Origin of the sequence: Devosia sp. 67-54 (genome assembly GCF_001899075.1) — a bacterium.
Lineage (GTDB): Bacteria > Pseudomonadota > Alphaproteobacteria > Rhizobiales > Devosiaceae > Devosia_A.
This window is the reverse complement of the sequence record NZ_MKVA01000012.1, coordinates 1-16622: the sequence shown is the minus strand read 5'-3', so window position 1 is coordinate 16622 and position 16622 is coordinate 1. Positions and strand designations below refer to the sequence as shown.

Genomic DNA, 16622 nt, shown 5'->3' with positions numbered 1-16622 from the left:
GTCCCCTCCCCGCAAGGGGGAGGGGGGCCTGACTGAAACATCATTGCGGCACCGCGGTGTTCGACGGTTCGTACAATCAGCACAGGGGCTCGCTGCTGTCGCAGCCCGGCGAGGTCATCGCCGACTGCCGCGCGGTGGAGCGCGCGACGGCGTCGCCTGATCCACAGTGCATTTGGCCCCCACCCCCAGCCCCTCCCCGCAAGGGGGAGGGGGCCTGACTGAGGCATCGAAGAATGCGGTTCCATCGCTCCCCTCCCCGCTTGCGGGGAGGGGCCGGGGGTGGGGGCCACACTCACCGGCTTCGCGGCCCCTCAGTTCCGCACGAACAGGCCGCCTTTGCCGACATGCATGTTGGTCATGGTCCGCTCCTGCGCGGTCAGGCGCCAGTCGAGCATGCGCTGGGCGCAGTCGAGCAGCACATCGCGCATCGCAGGATCGGCCGCGAGGTTGCGCGTCTCGTGCGGGTCGGCCTCGAGATCGAACAGCAGCGGCGGCAGTGCCGCGAAATGCACGTATTTCCAGCGTTTGCCGCGGATCACGGCGTAGCAGCACTGGTCGGAGGCGATGCCGAGCGCCTTCTCCGCCGCCTGCGAGCGGACCTGCCGGAAATCGTGCTCGAAAAATACCGCGTCCCGCCAGTCGTCCGGCGTCTGGCCCTTGAGGAAGGGCAGCAGCGAGCGGCCGTCGCAGGTGCGCGGCACCTCCTGGCCCATCCAGTCGAGGATGGTGGGCATCACGTCGATGGCCTGCGTCGGGGCGCTGACCCGCACGCCGCGCGCAGCGTCGGGGCGCGGGTCGCGGATCACCAGCGGCAGGTGGAACGAGGGGTCGAAATAGATCTCCTTGCTCCACATGTAGTGCTCGCCCAGCATCTCGCCGTGGTCGGAGGTGACGATGATCAGCGTGCGGTCGTACTGGCCGGTGTCCTTGAGGTGCTGGATGATGCGGCCGAGCTGCGCGTCGCACTCCTCGACGAGGCCGTAATAGGTGGCGCGCATCTGCCGGATCTCGAGGTCGTCGGCGGTGACGAGATCGAGCGGGTTCAGCTCGTCGAACTCGCCAGGCCGGCGCAGCCTGTCGATCGAATAGTTGAGCAGTGGGTGCTGCCGGCCCTCGATCTCGGGCGTCGCGGCGCGCACCGGCATGGCGACATCCGCCGGATCGATCGCCGCATTGTAGGGCTCGGGCGCGATGAAGGGCGGGTGCGGCCGGAAGAACACGAGGTGCGCGAACCACGGCTTGTGCTGCCGCACCAGCAGCCATTTGAGGAAGGCGTCGGTGACGAAAGTCGTCTCGTCGTCCTCGGCGGGGAATTCCGTGGGGATGTAGCGGAAGCCGCGGTCGTCGGGCTTTTTGAAGTTGCGCCTGGGCCGGAACACGTCGTCGCGGCCGGTGAAATCGTAGCCCTTGGCGAGCAGCTCCGAGACCCAGGCGCCCATGTCCTCGGGCAGGTGCATCGGGGTGATGAAGCCGGGCAGCACGCCCTCGTCATAGGCGGTCAGCGCCGGATCGCTGGGGTGTTTGCCACGCGGGTCCGGGGTCGTGTCGGTGTAGCCGAACAGCGCCGGATCGTAGCCGGCCTTGCGCGCTTCGAGCGCGATGTTGGTGTGGCGCGCGTCGAGCGGCGTGCCGTTGCGGCCGGAGCGGTGGTTCATCAGATAGAGGCCGGTCAGCAGGCTGGTGCGCGACGGCCCGCACGGCGTCGTCTGGCCGAAATGGGTCTCGAACCGCACGCCGTCGGCGGCGAGCGCATCGAGGTTCGGGGTTTTCACATTGGGGTGCCCTACCCCCGACATGCAGTCGGCGCGCCACTGGTCCGCGCAGATCAGCAGGATGTTGGGACGCTCGGTCATGACGTGCGGCTCTTTCGGTTGGAGATCGGCATCATTTCACCATGCGAGGCGCGTGGCCACATAGGTCGGCGCCGCGCCGGGCATGGCGCGCAATGTTTCCGGCGTGTCGCCGCCATGCACACCGCCTTCGAGCACCAGCAGCGAGTCGATGCCATAGGCGGCGGCGCCGGCGATATCGGTCCTGAGATTGTCGCCGATGGCGAGGATGCCGGCGCGCGCCGGCGCCCCCACCGCCGCCGCGGCGGCGTCGTAGATCGGCCGGTGCGGCTTGCCGAACTCGAGCAGCGGCCCGCCCATCGCGCCATACAGCCGCGCCAGCCAGCCCGGCCCGAGCCGGATGACGCCGCGCGAGGGATAGGTCTCGTCGGAATCGGCCACCACCATCGGCAGCTTCAGCGCCGCGCCGGCCTGCAGCGTCTCGGCGAACGCCGTGGCGTAGAACGCCTGCTCGGTGTGGAACGGCATGCCGGCCGCGACGATTGCGCCGGCATGCCGCACCTCGGCGCTCTGCGGCTGCGGCAAGTGCTCGACCCAGGCCGGGCCGCTCCCTTCGCGGATCACGAAAAGCGGGGCGGCGGTGGCTCCCGGACCTTCGCTCAGATAGCGCCAGGCCAGCTCTCCCGAGGACATCACCGCGTCGTAGCAATCGGCGCCGATGCCGGCTTCGCCGAGCTTGCGCCGCACGGCGTCGAGCCGCGTCGCGGCGTTGGTGACCACCACCACCCGCAGCCCCGCCTGCCGCGCCTGCTGCAGGGCCCCCGGCGCGCCAGGAAAGGAGGCGGCGCCGTCATGCAGCACGCCATAGGCGTCGACGAACAGCGTGTGATAGCGCGTCACGACATCGCGCAATCCGGCAATCCGGGTGTAGCTCACGGGATGCGGCGCTCCGGGGCGGCGTGGATCTGGCGGCCGCGCTGGAGGCGGATGCCGGTCAGCTCGCGGCGGTTGAACAGCATGCGCCAGCTCAGCATGCGCTGCGCCAGTGCCAGCATGCCGGGCATCGCCGCCGGATCGCCGGCGCGGTTGTCGAGCTCATGCGGGTCGGCCTCCAGGTCGTAGTAAAGCGGCGGCAGCGCGCCGAAATGCACATATTTGGCCGTATCGGTGCGCAGCACCGACAGGCTCATCTCGTCGATGCGAAGGCCGAAGAGCGCGTCCACGCCGTCGTCGACGATCGAGCGGAAATCATACTCCCAGCGCGCTTCGTCGCGCCAGCGCGACGGCGCCCCGCCGTCGATGAAAGGACGCAGCGAGCGGCCGTCGCATTGCAGCGGAATGTCGGCGCCCAGATAGTCGAGGAGGGTCGGCATCACATCGACATGCTCGGTGAACGCGTTCACCACCCGGCCCCGCGCCGCTGCCGGCGCGTCCGGCGCGCGGACGATGCAGGGCACGTGCACCGACTGGTCGAACGGCGTTTCCTTGCCCCAGCACCAATGGTCGCCGAGCATCTCGCCGTGGTCGGAGGTGAAGACGATCAGCGTGCGCTCGTAGAGCCCCAGATCGCGCAGCGCCTGCAGCATGCGGCCGAGGTGATGGTCGAGTTCGGAGATCAGTCCGTAATAGGTGGCGCGCGCCTGCCGCCACCATGGATGGTCGTTGGGGTGCGGGCCGTCGAGCGGCAGCTTCGGGTTCATCTCCAGCCGGTCGAGCCGGAACGGCATGAAGGGATGGATGCGCTTTTCATCCTCGATGCTGGGCAGCGCGCGGAAATCGGGCACGTCCTCGAGGTCGTACATGGCGTGCCACGGCTCGGGCGCGAGCAGCGGCGGGTGCGGCCGGAGGAAGCTCACATGCAGGAACCACGCCTCGTTCTCGTTCTGGCGGAAGAAGCGCATCGCCCGGTCGGCGGTATAGGCCGTGTCCGAGTGCTCAGGCCTGAGCCGCGTCGGCGCGTAGCTCGGCCCCTTCGCCGCCGCCTCGCGCTCGAAGCCCGGCTGCTGCTCGAACGGATGGTCCCAATTGGCATAGCCGAGATCGCGCAGATGGCGGCGCCAGTCGGTATCGCCCGAGGCCTCCTCGCTGCCCGGCGCGTATTGCTGGATGCCCGGCAGCAGCTCCTCGTAGCGCCCGGCGCGCGGATCGCGCGGATGCAGGCGCCGCGGGTCGAGCGTGGTGTCGGTATAGCCGATGAGCCAGGGGACATAGCCGGCGGTGCGCGCCATTTCGGCGATGTTGGTGATGCCGGCATCGAGCGGCGTGCCGTTCTGCACCGAACGATGGTTCATCTGGTACATGCCGGTGAGCAGCGAGGTGCGGGCCGGACCGCAGGGCGGACACTGGCCGAAATGCCGGGCGAACAGCGTGCCCTCGGCGGCGAGCCGGTCGAGGTTGGGGGTTCTGACCAGCGGATGGCCGACGGCCGACAGGCAATCGGCGCGCATCTGGTCGGCCGTGATCAGCAGCACATTGAGGCGGCCGGGATCGCTCATGCGGTGGCCGTCGCCGCGGCGCCGAGCGCGAGCGCGCCGCGCAGCTCCAGCGTTTCGGCATAGTGGCAGGCGGCGAAGTGCCCGTCGCCGAGCGGGCGCAGCGGCGGCATTACCGCGCGGCAGGTTTCGGTGGCGTGCAGGCACCTCGTATTGAAGCGGCAGCCGGTGGGCGGATGCGCCGGATCGGGGCGCTCGCCGGCCAACAGGATCGGCCGGCGCGTCGAATCCGGGTCGGGCTCGGGCACTGCCGACATCAGCGCCTCGGTATAGGGGTGTTTGGGGCTGTAATAGACCTGCCGCGTGGTGCCGAGCTCGACGATCTGACCCAGATACATTACCGCCACGCGGTCGCAGACATAGGCCACCGCCGCGAGGTCGTGCGCGATGAAGAGATAGGTAAGCCCCAGCGTCTCCTGCAACTCCGCCAGCAGGTTCAGCACCTGCGCCTGGATCGACACGTCGAGCGAGGAGATCGGCTCGTCGCACACCACCAGCGCCGGCTTGAGCACCAGCGCGCGGGCAATGGCGATGCGCTGCCGCTGTCCGCCGGAGAAGGCATGCGGGAAGCGGTTGAGCTGGTCGCGCGACAGCCCGCATTTGGTGGCAATATCGACGACGCGCGCGTCGATCTGCGTACGGCTCAGCCGCTCGCCCCTGGCGGCGCCGGCGATCAGCGGCTCGCTCAGAATATCGCGCACCGTCATGCGCGGGTTGAGCGAGGCATAGGGGTCCTGGAAGATCATCTGCATGTGGCGGCGCGCCTCGCGCAGCTCGGTCTTGCCCATGCTGGTGATGGCGATGCGCCGCCCGTCGATGTCGAGCGTCACCCGCCCCGCGGCCGGTTCGTGGCCGCGCAACACCGCCTGCCCCAGCGAGGTCTTGCCCGAGCCGCTTTCGCCGACGAGCCCCAGCGTCTCGCCGTGTGCGATGGTGAACGACACGTCGTCGACCGCCGTCACATGGCCGACCACCTTCGACCACACCGCACCGGACCGGATGGGAAAGCGCACCGACAGATGCTCGACCGTCAGCAGGTCGCTCATGGCGCAAGCTCCGTTTCGCCGTGAATGCACTCGACCTCGTGCCGGCCGCTGCTGTGGCGCGGCGGCGCCGACGCGGCGCAGCGCGGCAGCACCGCGACGGGGCAGCGCGGATGGAAGCGGCAGCCGCCCGGTACCTCGAAGATGTTCGGGATGCTGCCGGCGATGGGCTGGATGCGGCGGCCGCGGTCGATGTCGCCCAGCCGCGGCACGGCATCGAGCAGCGCCCGCGTATAGGGATGCGCCGGGTGACGGAAGATGTCGCGTACCGGGCCGCTCTCGACGATGCGGCCGGAATACATGATGGCCACCCGGTCGGCCATCTGCGCCACGATGCCGAGATCGTGGGTGATGAAGAGGATCGCCATCCCCAGCTCGCGCTTCAGCGCGCGCAGCAGCTCGAGAATCTGGCCCTGGATGGTGACGTCGAGCGCCGTCGTCGGCTCGTCGGCGATCAACAGGCTCGGGCCGCACACCAGCGCCCGCGCGATCATGGCACGCTGCCGCATGCCGCCGGAGAACTGTGCCGGGTACCGGTCGAGCGCGCCGACCGGATCGGGGATGCCGACCTTGCCGAGCAGGTCCGCGGCGCGCCGGCGCGCCTCCTTGCGTCCAACCTTTTCGTGAACTTCCACCACTTCGGCGATCTGCGCGCCGATGGTGTGGATGGGCGAGAACGAGCTCATCGGCTCCTGGAAGATCATGCCGATGCGCGCGCCGCGCAACGCCTCGATGGCATGACCCGAACGGCCGAGCCGGGCGATGTCGGTGCGGCCCCCGTCGCGCGCCTGGAACTGGATCTGCCCGGCCACCACCGACAGCCCATGCCCCAGCAGCTGCAGCAGCGACAGCGCGGTGAGGCTCTTGCCCGAGCCGCTTTCGCCCACCAGCGCCAGCACCTCGCCACGGGCGATGGAAAAGCTCACATCCTGGGTGATGGGCACCTGCACACCATCATTGTCGAGGGCGATCGACAGGCCGCTGACATCGAGCACGGGAAAATCGGGAGATGCCGTCATCACGACCTCGAATAGGGATCGGCGGCGTCGCGCAGCCCGTCGCCGACGAAGTTGAAGGCGAGCACCGCGACGATGACGAAGACACCGGGGATCATCAGCCAGGGCGCCTGGCTGATGGAGCGGATCGACTGCGCCGCGTAGAGCAGCACGCCCCAGCTCTCGACCGGCTCGCGCAGGCCGAGCCCGAGGAAGGAGAGCGAGGTTTCGGCCAGGAGGATTTCGGGAAAGGCCACCGACGTGTCGACGATCAGGTAGCTCATGAAGGAGGGCAGCAGGTGCCGCGCGATGATGCGCGTGTCGGAGCAGCCCGAAAGCCGCGCCGCCAGCACGAAATCCTCGTGCCGTGTCGCCAGCAGCTTGCTGCGCACGGTGCGCGCCAGCCAGGTCCAGCCGAGCAGCGCGAGGATGATGGTGATGGCGAGATAGGTCTGCAGCGCCCCCCAGTCGCGCGGCAGCAGCGCCGCCAGCACCAGCCACAGCGGCAGCGTCGGGATGGAGCGGATGAATTCGATCAGCCGCATCACCAGATTGTCGAAGGCACCGCCGAAATAGCCTGCCGCACCGCCGATGGCGGCGCCGAGGATGAAGGACACGGCGACGCCCACCACCGCCACGCCGAGCGAGGCGCGCGTCGCGAACACCGAGCGGGTGAAGATGTCGAGCCCGGTGAAATCGGTGCCGAACAGATGCACGCTCCCCTGGTCGGTGCCGAACAGATGGATGTCGCCGGGGATGATGCCGAAAAGCTTGTAGGGCGTGCCGCGCACGAACAGCTCGAGATGCCAGAGCTGCGCGGTATCGGCGACATAGGTCATGCGCAGCGTCTTCGAATCGCGCACGCCCTTGACGCCATAGACGAAGGGCAGATGCCAATTGCCCGCGGTATCGACGATCTGCGGCATCATCGGCGGGCCGGCGACATATTTTGTGTCGCGCTGGCCGGGCGGGTACGGGCCGATGATTTCGGCGAACATGGTCATCAGCACGAAGAGGCCGAGCACCACGAGGCCGAACAATGCGAGCTTGTGGCGGCGGAACTTCCACCACATCAGCTGCCACTGGCTGGCGAGGTCCGGGCGGCGCATGCGCTTGCGGCGGGCGGTGCGGGCCGGCGGTGCGGCGATGTCGGTCACGGCCATCGGCGTCACTCCAGCCGGATGCGCGGATCGAGCAGCACCAGCAGCACGTCGGAGACGAAGGTGCCGATGATGGTGAGCGCGCAATAAATGAAGATCATGGCGCCGGCGAGCATCATGTCCTGGTTGAGCAGGGCATTGAGGAACAGCGGGCCGGTGTCGGGAAGCGCCAGCACGAAGCCGACGATGGGGGCGCCGGAAATCACGTAGGTCAACCGCCAGCCCAGCGTCGAGGCGATGGGGTTGAGCGCGGTGCGCACCGGATAGCGCAGCAGCACCTGCATCGGCGACAGGCCGCTGGCGCGGGCCGAGAGCACATACATCCTGTCGAGCTCGTCGAGCACGGCAGCGCGCATGGCGCGGGTGAGGAACGCCGTTCCGGAGGTGCCGAGCACGATCACCGGCACCACCAGATGCGCCATGAGGTCGACGAATTTGCCCCAGCTCCACGGCGCGTTCTCGAAGGCCGGCGAATAGAGGCCGCCGACGCTCTGGCCGAGATATTGCTGGCTCCAGTAGAGCAGCACCAGCGCCAGCAGAAAATTGGGGATGGCGAGGCCGACATAGCCGAGGATGGAGAAGGCATAGTCGCCCACCGAATAGCGCCGCACCGCCGAATAGATGCCAACCGGGATGGAGACCGCGTACATGAACAGCAGCGTGGCGAAGGCGATGGCCAGCGTCACCGGCAGGCGCTCCGCGATCACCTCGCCCACCGGGCGCTTCCAGGCCCAGCTCATGCCGAAATCGCCATGCAGCGCATTCCACATCCAGCGCACATATTGCACATAGACCGGCTGGTCGAGGCCGAGCTCCACCCGCATCGCCTCGATGTCGGCCTGGGTGATGACGGCGCCGGTCGCCGCCTTCTTGGCCGCATAGATCTCGGCATAATCGCCCGGCGCGGCCTGGATGATGACAAACGACACCACCGAAACCAGCAGCAGCGTCAGCGCCATGTAGCCCAGCCGGCGCGTCAGGAATCGGATCATGGCTTACCGGACATCGACTGTGAGGGACGGATGCTGGTGGCCGGGGCGGCGAACCGCCCCGGCAAAGCTATGGTTTACTGCTTGTACCACTGATCCGGGCGGTAGGGGTACATATAGCCGAAATTGTAGTGCACCGTGCCCAGCTTGGCGCTGATGTTGTGGAGCTTGTCGGTGACGACGACGGGCTTGGGCAGCGCGCCGATGGTGCCGATGATGGTCATGTTCTCGAGGTTGAGCTTCACCAGCTCCCTGCCGATCTCCATGTAGCGGTCGGACCCCGGTAGAACCGTCTTCCATTCCTTGGCCAGGTCGAACATCTTCCTGGCCCAGTCCGGCGGCTCCTCGCCTTCCTTGCCGTTGCTGTTGTACCATTGCTTCCACTTCACGCCGAACAGCGGCGAGATGTCGGAATAGTACGGCACGTAAAGGTCGATATTGGCGACCAGCGTCGGCTCGTAGGGAACGTCCCACTCCATGTTGATGTCGGAGATGCCGGCTTTGGAGTTGTCGCGAGTGGCCTCGGAGGTGACTTCCTTGGCGTTGACGTTGAGGCCGACGGCCTTGAGGTAGTCGCTCATCAGCTTGACGAATTCGGGCCCGGCGAACTGGCTCGAATACTGCCACAGGATGGTGAAGGGCGAGCCGTCGGGGAAGGTGCGGAAGCCGTCGGCGCCCTTCTTCATGCCCATGTCGTCGAGCAGCGCATTGGCTTTGTCCGGGCTGTACTCGATCATGTAGTTTTCGTCGGCGGCGGTGACGAAGCTGGTGTCGGCCGGCAGTGCCTGGCTCGGCTGGCCAAGGCCGAAATACATCACCTGGTTCATCTCGTCGCGATTGATCGCCATCGACACCGCCTGGCGGAAGCGCAGATCGGAATAGACGGCCCTCAGCTTCGGATCGGCATGGGTGATGTTGAAGGCGAAATCGGTGCCGATGGCGCCTTCGGGCAGTTGCACCTTGTAGTGACCCTTGTCCTCGCCGTCCTTGAGGGTGGGATAGTTCTCGAGCTCGTTGCCCTGCGCCTTGAAGTCCACCTCGCCGTTGAGGATGGCCAGCACCTGCAGATCGGCGGTCAGGAAGCGCTCATGCGTACGCTCGAAATAAGGGAGCTGCTGGCCCGAGCTGTCGACCTTGAAATAATAGGGGTTGGCCTTGAACACGCGCTGCTGCGTGTCGGGCACCTGCTCGACCACCATCGCCTCGAGCGTGGGGACTTCGAGCGCCGCGGCGGTCACGGTGCCGTCGTCGTGCCATTTCTGATAGTAGTTGGCGAACCACTTCTTCCAGTCGTCGAAGCCCGCCTTCTTGGCGTCGGCATCGGCGTTGGGATTGTATTTCGGCATGAACTTCTCGAAGAAGTGCCGCGGCGCGAAGGTGCTGAAATACGAGCCGCTGGTCGCCATGTAGGTGAGCAGCCCCGGGTCCGGCGCGTCGAACGAAATCTGCACATGCGTGGGATCGATCGCCTTGGCGTGCGGATTGACGCCCCATTCAGCGGTGGTGTTGGGGCTCAGATCCTTGTTCTGGATGATGTCCTCGAAGAAGAACACCACATCGTCGGCGGTGAAGGGCTGGCCGTCGGACCATTTGTGGCCCTTACGCAGCTCGAAGGTCACGGCGGTGTAATCGTCGTTCCACTTCCACGAGCGGGCGACGTCGGGCACCACCGTCTTCAGATCGTCCGACATGCGCACCAGCACCGTCTGGCGCCAGCTCAGGATGTCGGAGGTGCCCGAGGTCGGGGCGCGCGACGTGCCTTCGAGCGTGCCGCCATAGACGCCGCACGCCTCGTAGGGCAGCTCGATCAGCGGCTGCTCGGGCAGGCGGTCCTTGACCGGCGGCAGCTTGCCGGCGGCGACGTCGGCGGCAAACAGCGGATTGTCGGAATAGGTGAGCGTGATGCCGGCCGCGGCGGCCTCGTCGATTTCGGCCTGCTGCGGAAAGGCGCCGACCAGCTTGCCGGGATCGGCGACGGTCGGACAGGCGGCGGCGAGCGCCGCGTTGGCGCCGAGCCAGGTCAGGCTCAGCGCGGTGGCAAGAACAGCGACGCTACGGCGTCCTTTCTGAAGGCGTGATCGCATGCGTGTGACTCCCCGTTGGCGGCACGGCCGCGCGCAGATTTCTGCACGACGCGAAGAGAATGACTAAATGGTCACCAAGTCAACCCAACAATGACCATTCGGGCGAATTAATGTGTAAATGGCCGCCGCGTCATCACAACGTCACGCGAGTCAGCGGTGCGTTTCGGCCACGATGATCTCGACTCCGGCCGATTGCAGCAGATTGGCCATCGCCGGCTCGGGCATGCGGTCGGTCACCAGCCGCTCCACCTGGCTCGCCTCGCACACCTGGAACAGCGCCTGCCGGTTGAGCTTGCTGGCGTCGGCCAGCACCGTGGTGCGGCGGGCACTGGCGATCATGGCGCGGGCGACGAAGGCCTCCTCGGTGTTGAAATCCATGAACTTGCCGCCGGCATCGATGGCGCCGATGGTCAGCACCGCATGGTCGGCGTGCAGCCGCTGGATCTGCTCGACCACCAGCGGGCCGAGCACTTCGTGGCCCTCGCCGAAATAGCGGCCGCCGGTGAGATAGACCTCGCCGCGATTGGGCGCGGCCCACAATTCGTTGGCCACCAGCACCGAATTGGTGATCACCGTAAACACCCCGGCGCGGCCCAAAGCCTCGGCGAAATAGGCGGTGGTGGAGCCGGCGTCGATCAAAAGGCTGTCGCCAGGCTCGAACAGCGCGGCGGCGGCGCGGCCGATGGCGATCTTTTCCGCCCGCGCCGCAGCGCGGCGGTCGCCGAGCGGGCTTTCGAGCGCGGTCTGCGACGGCACGGCACCGCCATGCACCTTGCGCAGCACTCCCTGCTCGGAGAGCAGCACGAGGTCGCGCCGCACCGTCTCGCGCGAAGTGTCGAGTCGCTCGGCCAGGTCATCGACGCTGAGCTTGCCCGCCTCGCGGACCAGCGTCGCAATCCGTTCACGCCTCTCCGCCGGCTTCATTGCACACATCCGCCATTGCCTGTTCGGTCAATATGTGACATCTGAATGACTATTCGGTCAAACATTGATGATTGTTCCTCATACGAAAATGGCCTTCGGCGCCGCAGATTCGGACAGCCTCTACGATGTCGCCATCATTGGAGCCGGCGTCGTCGGGTGCGCAATAGCGCGCGCCTTCGCCATTCGCGGCTGGCGCACGGTGCTTGTGGAAAAGGCCGCGGACATCCTCGAAGGCGCGAGCAAAGGCAACAGCGCGCTGCTGCATACCGGCTTCGACGAGCCGGCAGGCAGCCTCGAGCTGCAACTGATCAAGTCGGGCTATGCGCTCTACCGGCGCATGCATCAGCGCCTGAACCTGCCCTTCGAGCGCACCGGCGCGGTGGTGGTGGCGTGGGACGACGCGCAAGTGGCGAAACTGCCGGCGATCGCCGCGCATGCCGCCGCCAACGGCGTCGAGGCGTCGATCCTCGATGCGGCGGCGCTGCGCAGGCGCGAGCCGGGCCTTGCCGCCGACGCCCGCGGCGCCGTGCTGATCGCCGACGAGGGCATCATCGATCCGTGGAGCGCGCCCCTCGCCTATCTGCGGCAAGCGATGCTGCATGGCGCGCGCCTTGTCACCGGCGCCGAAGTGCTCGGCCTCGCCGATGACGGACAGGCCTGGCGGCTGCGGACGGCGCGCGGCGAGATCGCGGCGCGACTGGTGGTCAACGCCGCGGGCCTGTTCGGCGACCGGGTCGAGACGCTGGCCGGGCGCGTGCCCGGCTTCACCATCCGGCCGCGCAAGGGCCAGTTCCTCGTCTACGACAAGCCGGCGCACGAGCTCGTCACCTCCATCATCCTCAAGGTCCCGACCGAACGCACCAAGGGCGTGCTGCTGGCGCGAACCGTGTTCGGCAATCTGCTGCTCGGCCCGACCGCCGAGGACCAGGACGACCGGGTGCACGCCCGCACCGACGGCGCCGTGCTGCGGCGCATCATGGCCGAAGGCGAGGCGATGCTGCCCGCCCTCGCCGGCCAGACCATCACCGCCGCCTTCGCCGGCCTGCGGCCGGCCACCGAGCATCGCGACTATCAGCTGCGCGCCGATCCGGAACAGCGTTTCATCACGGTGGGCGGCATCCGCTCGACCGGCCTGTCGGCGTCGCTCGGGCTCGGCGAATGGGCAGCGACGGAAGGCTCTCACATTCTGGGCGAGCCGCGCCCGGCGCCGGCGGACGACGACCTCGACTGGCCGCAGATGCCCAATCTCGCCGAGGCGCGGCCGCGTCCCTATCAGATGCCGGGCCGCAGCCCGATCGCCTGTCATTGCGAATGGGTCACCGAAGGCGAGATCGCAGCGGCGCTCGAGGGGCCGCTCGCCGCCGGCACGCTGGGCGGCCTCAAGCGCCGCACGCGGGCGGCGATGGGCCGCTGCCAGGGCTTCGGCTGCACCGGCGCGCTCAGCCGGCTGGCCCCGCAATTCTACCCCGAGCCGCTGGCCGAGGCGGCCGAATGAACCTGACGCCGGACGTGCTCATCGTCGGCGGCGGGCCGGCCGGCCTCGCCGCGGCCCGCCAGTTCGCCACGCGCGGCATCGACAATGTGCTGGTGGTCGAGCGCGAGGCCGAGGCCGGCGGCATTCCGCGCTTCTGCCCGCACCCGACCTTCGGGGTCACCGATTTCTTTCGCCCGATGTCGGGGCCGTCCTATGCCGCGCTGTGGCGCCAGAACGTCGATCCAGCCAAGATCGCGACCTCGACCACCGTCACCCGAATCGCCCGCGACGGCGCCGTCACCGTCTCGACGCCCGAGGGCGAGGCGGTGCTGTTGCCGCGCCGGGTGCTGATCGCCACCGGCATCCGCGAGCGCTCGCGCGCCGCCCGCCTGGTGTCGGGCGACCGGCCGCGCAACGTGCTGACCACCGGCGCGCTACAGCGGCTGATCGCCGAAGGCCGGCCCCTTCCCTTCCGCCGGCCGGTGGTCGTCGGCAGCGAGATGATCGCGTTCTCGGCCGCGCTCAGCCTGCGCGACCATGCCATCCGGCCGGTGGCGATGCTGGAAGCCGGCGAGCGCACCGTCAGCATCGGGCCGGGCGCGCTGTTCGCCCGCACCGTGCTGCGTACCAGCGTACTGTTCGGCCACCGCCTCCTCGCCATCAACGCCGCGCCGGGCGATGCCGCCGCGGTCGACTCGGTCACGGTCGAAAGTGCCAGCGGGCGCCGCGACATCGGCTGCGACGCGGTGATCTTCACCGGCGAGTTCGTGCCCGAGACTTCGGTGCTGTCCGGCCTCGCCGGCCTCGTCGCGCCGGGCTCGCTCGGCGCGGCCGTCGACCAGAGCTGGCGCACGCCGGACGCCGCGATCTACGCCGCCGGCAACGTGCTGCGCGGGGTCGAGACGGCGGCGTGGTCGGCGCGCGAGGGCGCGGCGGCGGCCGATGCCATCGCCGACGATCTCGGCGGGCTGGGACGCGGCGGGCGGCGCGTGCCCATCGACATCGCCGGCCCCATAAGGCTGCTGATCCCGAGCGCGCTGTCGCTGCCGGTCGGCCGGCTCGGGCCGCTGCAGATGCAGGTGCGCATGGCGCGCAGCGCTACCGGCCATTTCTCGCTCAGCGCCGACGGCACGGAGATCTGGCGCTCCGGGCGGCTGACGCTGCATCCGGAACGCCGGCATGGCCTCAGCCGGCGCTTGCCCCCTCTCGACAAGGTGCAGAAACTGACGCTTTGTTTCATCGAGGAGGCGTGATGCTGGTTGCCGGCATCGATCAGGGAACGACATCGACCAAGGGCGTGCTGCTCGGTGCCGACGGCATCGTCGCGCCGCTGCCCGGCCGCGCCCATGCGCAGGATTTTCCGCATGCCGGCTGGGTCGAGCAGCAGGCGCCGGAGCTGCTCGCCAACGTCACCGCCAGCATCGAGGCCGCCGTCGCGGCGGGCGCGCGCGTGGTCGGCATCGCCAACCAGGGCGAGACGGTGGTGGCGTGGGACCGCGACACCGGCGAGCCGCTGGCGCCGGCCATCGTCTGGCAGGACCAGCGCACCGCCCCCGAGATCGCGCGCATGGCGGCGGACGGCCTCGCCGCCGAGGTGACGGCCCGCAGCGGCCTGCCGCTCGACAGCTATTTCTCCGCCAGCAAGCTGCGCTGGCTGCTCGACCACGCCCCCGGCGCGCGGACGCTCGCCGGCAAGGGCCGGCTGGGGCTCGGTACCTCCGACAGCTATTTCATCGAGCGCCTCACCGGCCGCTACGCCACCGACGCCACCACCGCCGCGCGCACCTCGCTGATGCACCTTGCCGACTGCACCTGGGACCCGACGCTGTGCGAGCTGTTCGGCGTGCCCATCGAGGCCCTGCCCGAGATCGTCGACGACCGGCAGCCGATCGGCGACGTCGCGACCGCCTGCGGCCCGGCGACGTTGTGCGCGGGCGTGGTCGATCAGGTCGCCACGCTGTACGGCCATGGCTGCCGGCGGCCGGGGAGCGGCAAGGTGACGATCGGCACCGGCGCCTTCGCCCTGATCCTCGCCAGCGATGGACGGCCCGAGGCCGCGCCGCCCGGCAGCGTGCTCACCGCCGCCTGGCCGCGCCGCAACGGCCGCGCCTATGCCGCCGAGGGCGGCGTCTACAGCGCCGCGGCGGCCATCGACTGGCTCCTGCGCATCGGCGTGCTGCGCGACCATGCCGAGCTTGCCGCGCTCGACGGCGACCGCGCGGCGCGCACGGGCATCTTCTTCGTGCCGGCGCTGTCGGGCCTCGCCTTTCCGCATTGGGACCGCAGCGCCGCCGGCCTCTTCATCGGCCTCGACGCCGGCACGACGCGCGAAACGATGATCAAGGCGGTGCTCGAAGGCATCGCCTTCCGCATCGCCGAGGTGCTCGACGGCCTCGGCTTCGCGCCGGGCGCGCCGGTGCCGGTCGATGGCGGCCTCGCGCGCTCGCCCTGGTTCATCCGCGCGCTCGCCGATTTCAGCGGCCATCCGCTGCGCGTGCGCGACGGTATCGAGCTCACCGCGCTCGGCGTCGCGCAGCTCGCCGCCGCAGTCGCGACCGGCACCGATGCCGCCGACTATCGTCCGCTGACGGACGAGGCGCCCCCGCCCGTCCAGCCCATGCTCGACCCCGACACCGCGCTGTCGCTGCGCCAGCGCTTCACCGAGGCCCGCGGGCGGGCGCAGGGCTGGCGTCGATGAGGGCGGAGATCGAGGCCATCGCCCGCGAGGCCGGCGCGCTGGCGCTCGACTTCTTCCGCACGCGCGACACGCTCGACATCGAGGCCAAGGGGCCGCTCGACCTCGTCAGCCGCGCCGACCGCGAGCTCGAAGCGATGATCGCCAGCCGCCTGCGCCGCGCCTTTCCCGACGACGGCATTCTGGGTGAGGAAGGCGGGCACGCGCCCAGCCGCTCCGGACGAACCTGGGTGCTCGATCCCATCGACGGCACCTTCAACTTCGTGCGCGGCGGGCCCGAATGGGGCGTCTCGATCGGCTGCCACGACGCGGCCGGGCCGCTGTTCGGCGCCGTCAATCTGCCGGTTGCGGGGCAACTCCTTTCCGGCGGCCGCGACGACGTCGCCTGGCTCGACGGCGTCCCGCTGCCGGCGCTCGCCGGCTTCGATCGGCGGCGCGGCGCGGCGAGCGTCGGCCTCGTCCCCGAGGCGCCGCTCGACGCCACGCTCGCGGCGCTCGGCTTCGTGCTGGGCGAGACCGGGCTGGCGCTGCGCATCTGCGGCTCGTGCGTCGCCGGCCTGATGGAAGTCGCCCGCGGCGAGACCGATGCCTATCTCGGCCTCGCCGAGCATAGCTGGGACGTCATGGCGGCCCTGCCGATCGTCACGGCGCTGGGCGGCGCCTCCACCCTCGACTGGCGCCGCATCCGCCTCACCGACACGCTACGCTTCGCCGCCGGCAAGCCGGACGCGGTGACCCTGCTCCGCCCGCTCGTCGCGTAGAGCCAGAGACTTCCGCAGGCTGCGGCCAGATATTCGTCTGCGCCGCATCCTGTCGGCCGGCCCGCGCCCATAGATGTCGTGCAGCTCACTCAACAGCCGATCCGGGCGGAGTCGCGACGCCGTCCCCAAGAGAACGAAGACCAGCTAGATGTCGTTTCCAAGAAGGTTGTTCAGTCTTTGGAAGGGCGAGAGTCCAGCGATGCCTGCATGTGGCC

13 protein-coding genes are annotated in these 16622 nt (G+C 69.0%); 4 read left to right on the top strand and 9 right to left on the bottom strand.

Going from position 1 to position 16622, the window contains the following annotated elements:
• Nucleotides 1–311: 311 nt before the first annotated feature.
• The 9 genes from BGO82_RS21025 to BGO82_RS20985 all read right to left on the bottom strand — a co-directional run bounded on the left by BGO82_RS21025 (nt 312) and on the right by BGO82_RS20985 (nt 11477).
• The gene (locus tag BGO82_RS21025) at nt 312–1853 is read right to left on the bottom strand and encodes an alkaline phosphatase family protein (protein ID WP_291307604.1); all 1542 of its coding nucleotides are present in this window, start codon (nt 1851–1853) and stop codon (nt 312–314) included.
• Nucleotides 1854–1889: 36 nt separating this feature from the next.
• Nucleotides 1890–2726 (bottom strand): TIGR01459 family HAD-type hydrolase, encoded by an 837-nt coding sequence (locus tag BGO82_RS21020; protein WP_291307603.1) that lies wholly within the window; start codon nt 2724–2726, stop codon nt 1890–1892.
• A complete protein-coding gene (locus BGO82_RS21015; RefSeq protein ID WP_291307602.1) occupies nt 2723–4285 on the bottom strand; it encodes an alkaline phosphatase family protein in 1563 nt (520 codons plus the stop codon). The genes BGO82_RS21020 and BGO82_RS21015 overlap by 4 nt, the downstream gene beginning before the upstream one ends.
• A complete protein-coding gene (locus BGO82_RS21010) occupies nt 4282–5328 on the bottom strand; it encodes an oligopeptide/dipeptide ABC transporter ATP-binding protein (RefSeq protein WP_291307601.1) in 1047 nt (348 codons plus the stop codon). The genes BGO82_RS21015 and BGO82_RS21010 overlap by 4 nt, the downstream gene beginning before the upstream one ends.
• Nucleotides 5325–6344 carry an ABC transporter ATP-binding protein gene (locus tag BGO82_RS21005; protein WP_291307600.1) on the bottom strand — a complete coding sequence of 340 codons (1020 nt, stop codon included), beginning with the start codon at nt 6342–6344 and terminating at the stop codon, nt 5325–5327. Before BGO82_RS21005 ends, BGO82_RS21010 begins: the two co-directional genes overlap by 4 nt.
• A complete protein-coding gene (locus BGO82_RS21000) occupies nt 6344–7483 on the bottom strand; it encodes an ABC transporter permease (RefSeq protein WP_291307599.1) in 1140 nt (379 codons plus the stop codon). The genes BGO82_RS21005 and BGO82_RS21000 overlap by 1 nt, the downstream gene beginning before the upstream one ends.
• 5 nt (nt 7484–7488) lie before the next feature.
• Entirely contained in the window at nt 7489–8472 is a 984-nt protein-coding gene (locus BGO82_RS20995; protein WP_291307598.1) for an ABC transporter permease, read from the bottom strand.
• A 74-nt stretch (nt 8473–8546) separates the two neighbouring features.
• On the bottom strand, nt 8547–10553 hold the full coding sequence (locus tag BGO82_RS20990; protein ID WP_291307597.1) for an ABC transporter substrate-binding protein: 2007 nt from the start codon (nt 10551–10553) through the stop codon (nt 8547–8549).
• Nucleotides 10554–10703: 150 nt separating this feature from the next.
• Complete coding sequence (locus BGO82_RS20985) at nt 10704–11477, bottom strand: DeoR/GlpR family DNA-binding transcription regulator (RefSeq protein WP_291307596.1); 774 nt, start codon at nt 11475–11477, stop codon at nt 10704–10706.
• Nucleotides 11478–11565: 88 nt separating this feature from the next.
• Here BGO82_RS20985 and BGO82_RS20980 point away from each other — a divergent pair, with 88 nt between their 5' ends.
• The 4 genes from BGO82_RS20980 to BGO82_RS20965 are packed head-to-tail and all read left to right on the top strand — an operon-like array spanning nt 11566 to nt 16407.
• Nucleotides 11566–12972, top strand: coding sequence for an NAD(P)/FAD-dependent oxidoreductase (locus tag BGO82_RS20980; RefSeq protein WP_291307595.1), 1407 nt, complete (start codon nt 11566–11568; stop codon nt 12970–12972).
• The gene (locus tag BGO82_RS20975; protein ID WP_291307594.1) at nt 12969–14204 is read left to right on the top strand and encodes an FAD/NAD(P)-binding oxidoreductase; all 1236 of its coding nucleotides are present in this window, start codon (nt 12969–12971) and stop codon (nt 14202–14204) included. Before BGO82_RS20980 ends, BGO82_RS20975 begins: the two co-directional genes overlap by 4 nt.
• Nucleotides 14204–15649: an FGGY family carbohydrate kinase gene (locus BGO82_RS20970; RefSeq protein WP_291307593.1), complete on the top strand. Its 1446-nt coding sequence runs from the start codon at nt 14204–14206 to the stop codon at nt 15647–15649. Before BGO82_RS20975 ends, BGO82_RS20970 begins: the two co-directional genes overlap by 1 nt.
• Entirely contained in the window at nt 15646–16407 is a 762-nt protein-coding gene (locus BGO82_RS20965) for an inositol monophosphatase family protein (protein ID WP_291307592.1), read from the top strand. Before BGO82_RS20970 ends, BGO82_RS20965 begins: the two co-directional genes overlap by 4 nt.
• Nucleotides 16408–16622 lie beyond the last annotated feature (215 nt).

What these genes read in the sequence shown, in the direction of transcription:
- BGO82_RS20995 (WP_291307598.1), bottom strand. Translation starts at nt 8,472, where the DNA reads ATGATCCGATTCCTGACGCGCCGGCTGGGCTACATGGCGCTGACGCTG.
- BGO82_RS21000 (WP_291307599.1), bottom strand. Translation starts at nt 7,483, where the DNA reads ATGGCCGTGACCGACATCGCCGCACCGCCGGCCCGCACCGCCCGCCGC.
- BGO82_RS21015 (WP_291307602.1), bottom strand. Translation starts at nt 4,285, where the DNA reads ATGAGCGATCCCGGCCGCCTCAATGTGCTGCTGATCACGGCCGACCAG.
- BGO82_RS20990 (WP_291307597.1), bottom strand. Translation starts at nt 10,553, where the DNA reads ATGCGATCACGCCTTCAGAAAGGACGCCGTAGCGTCGCTGTTCTTGCC.
- BGO82_RS21005 (WP_291307600.1), bottom strand. Translation starts at nt 6,344, where the DNA reads ATGACGGCATCTCCCGATTTTCCCGTGCTCGATGTCAGCGGCCTGTCG.
- BGO82_RS20965 (WP_291307592.1), top strand. Translation starts at nt 15,646, where the DNA reads ATGAGGGCGGAGATCGAGGCCATCGCCCGCGAGGCCGGCGCGCTGGCG.
- BGO82_RS20970 (WP_291307593.1), top strand. Translation starts at nt 14,204, where the DNA reads ATGCTGGTTGCCGGCATCGATCAGGGAACGACATCGACCAAGGGCGTG.
- BGO82_RS20985 (WP_291307596.1), bottom strand. Translation starts at nt 11,477, where the DNA reads ATGAAGCCGGCGGAGAGGCGTGAACGGATTGCGACGCTGGTCCGCGAG.
- BGO82_RS21025 (WP_291307604.1), bottom strand. Translation starts at nt 1,853, where the DNA reads ATGACCGAGCGTCCCAACATCCTGCTGATCTGCGCGGACCAGTGGCGC.
- BGO82_RS20980 (WP_291307595.1), top strand. Translation starts at nt 11,566, where the DNA reads ATGGCCTTCGGCGCCGCAGATTCGGACAGCCTCTACGATGTCGCCATC.
- BGO82_RS21010 (WP_291307601.1), bottom strand. Translation starts at nt 5,328, where the DNA reads ATGAGCGACCTGCTGACGGTCGAGCATCTGTCGGTGCGCTTTCCCATC.
- BGO82_RS20975 (WP_291307594.1), top strand. Translation starts at nt 12,969, where the DNA reads ATGAACCTGACGCCGGACGTGCTCATCGTCGGCGGCGGGCCGGCCGGC.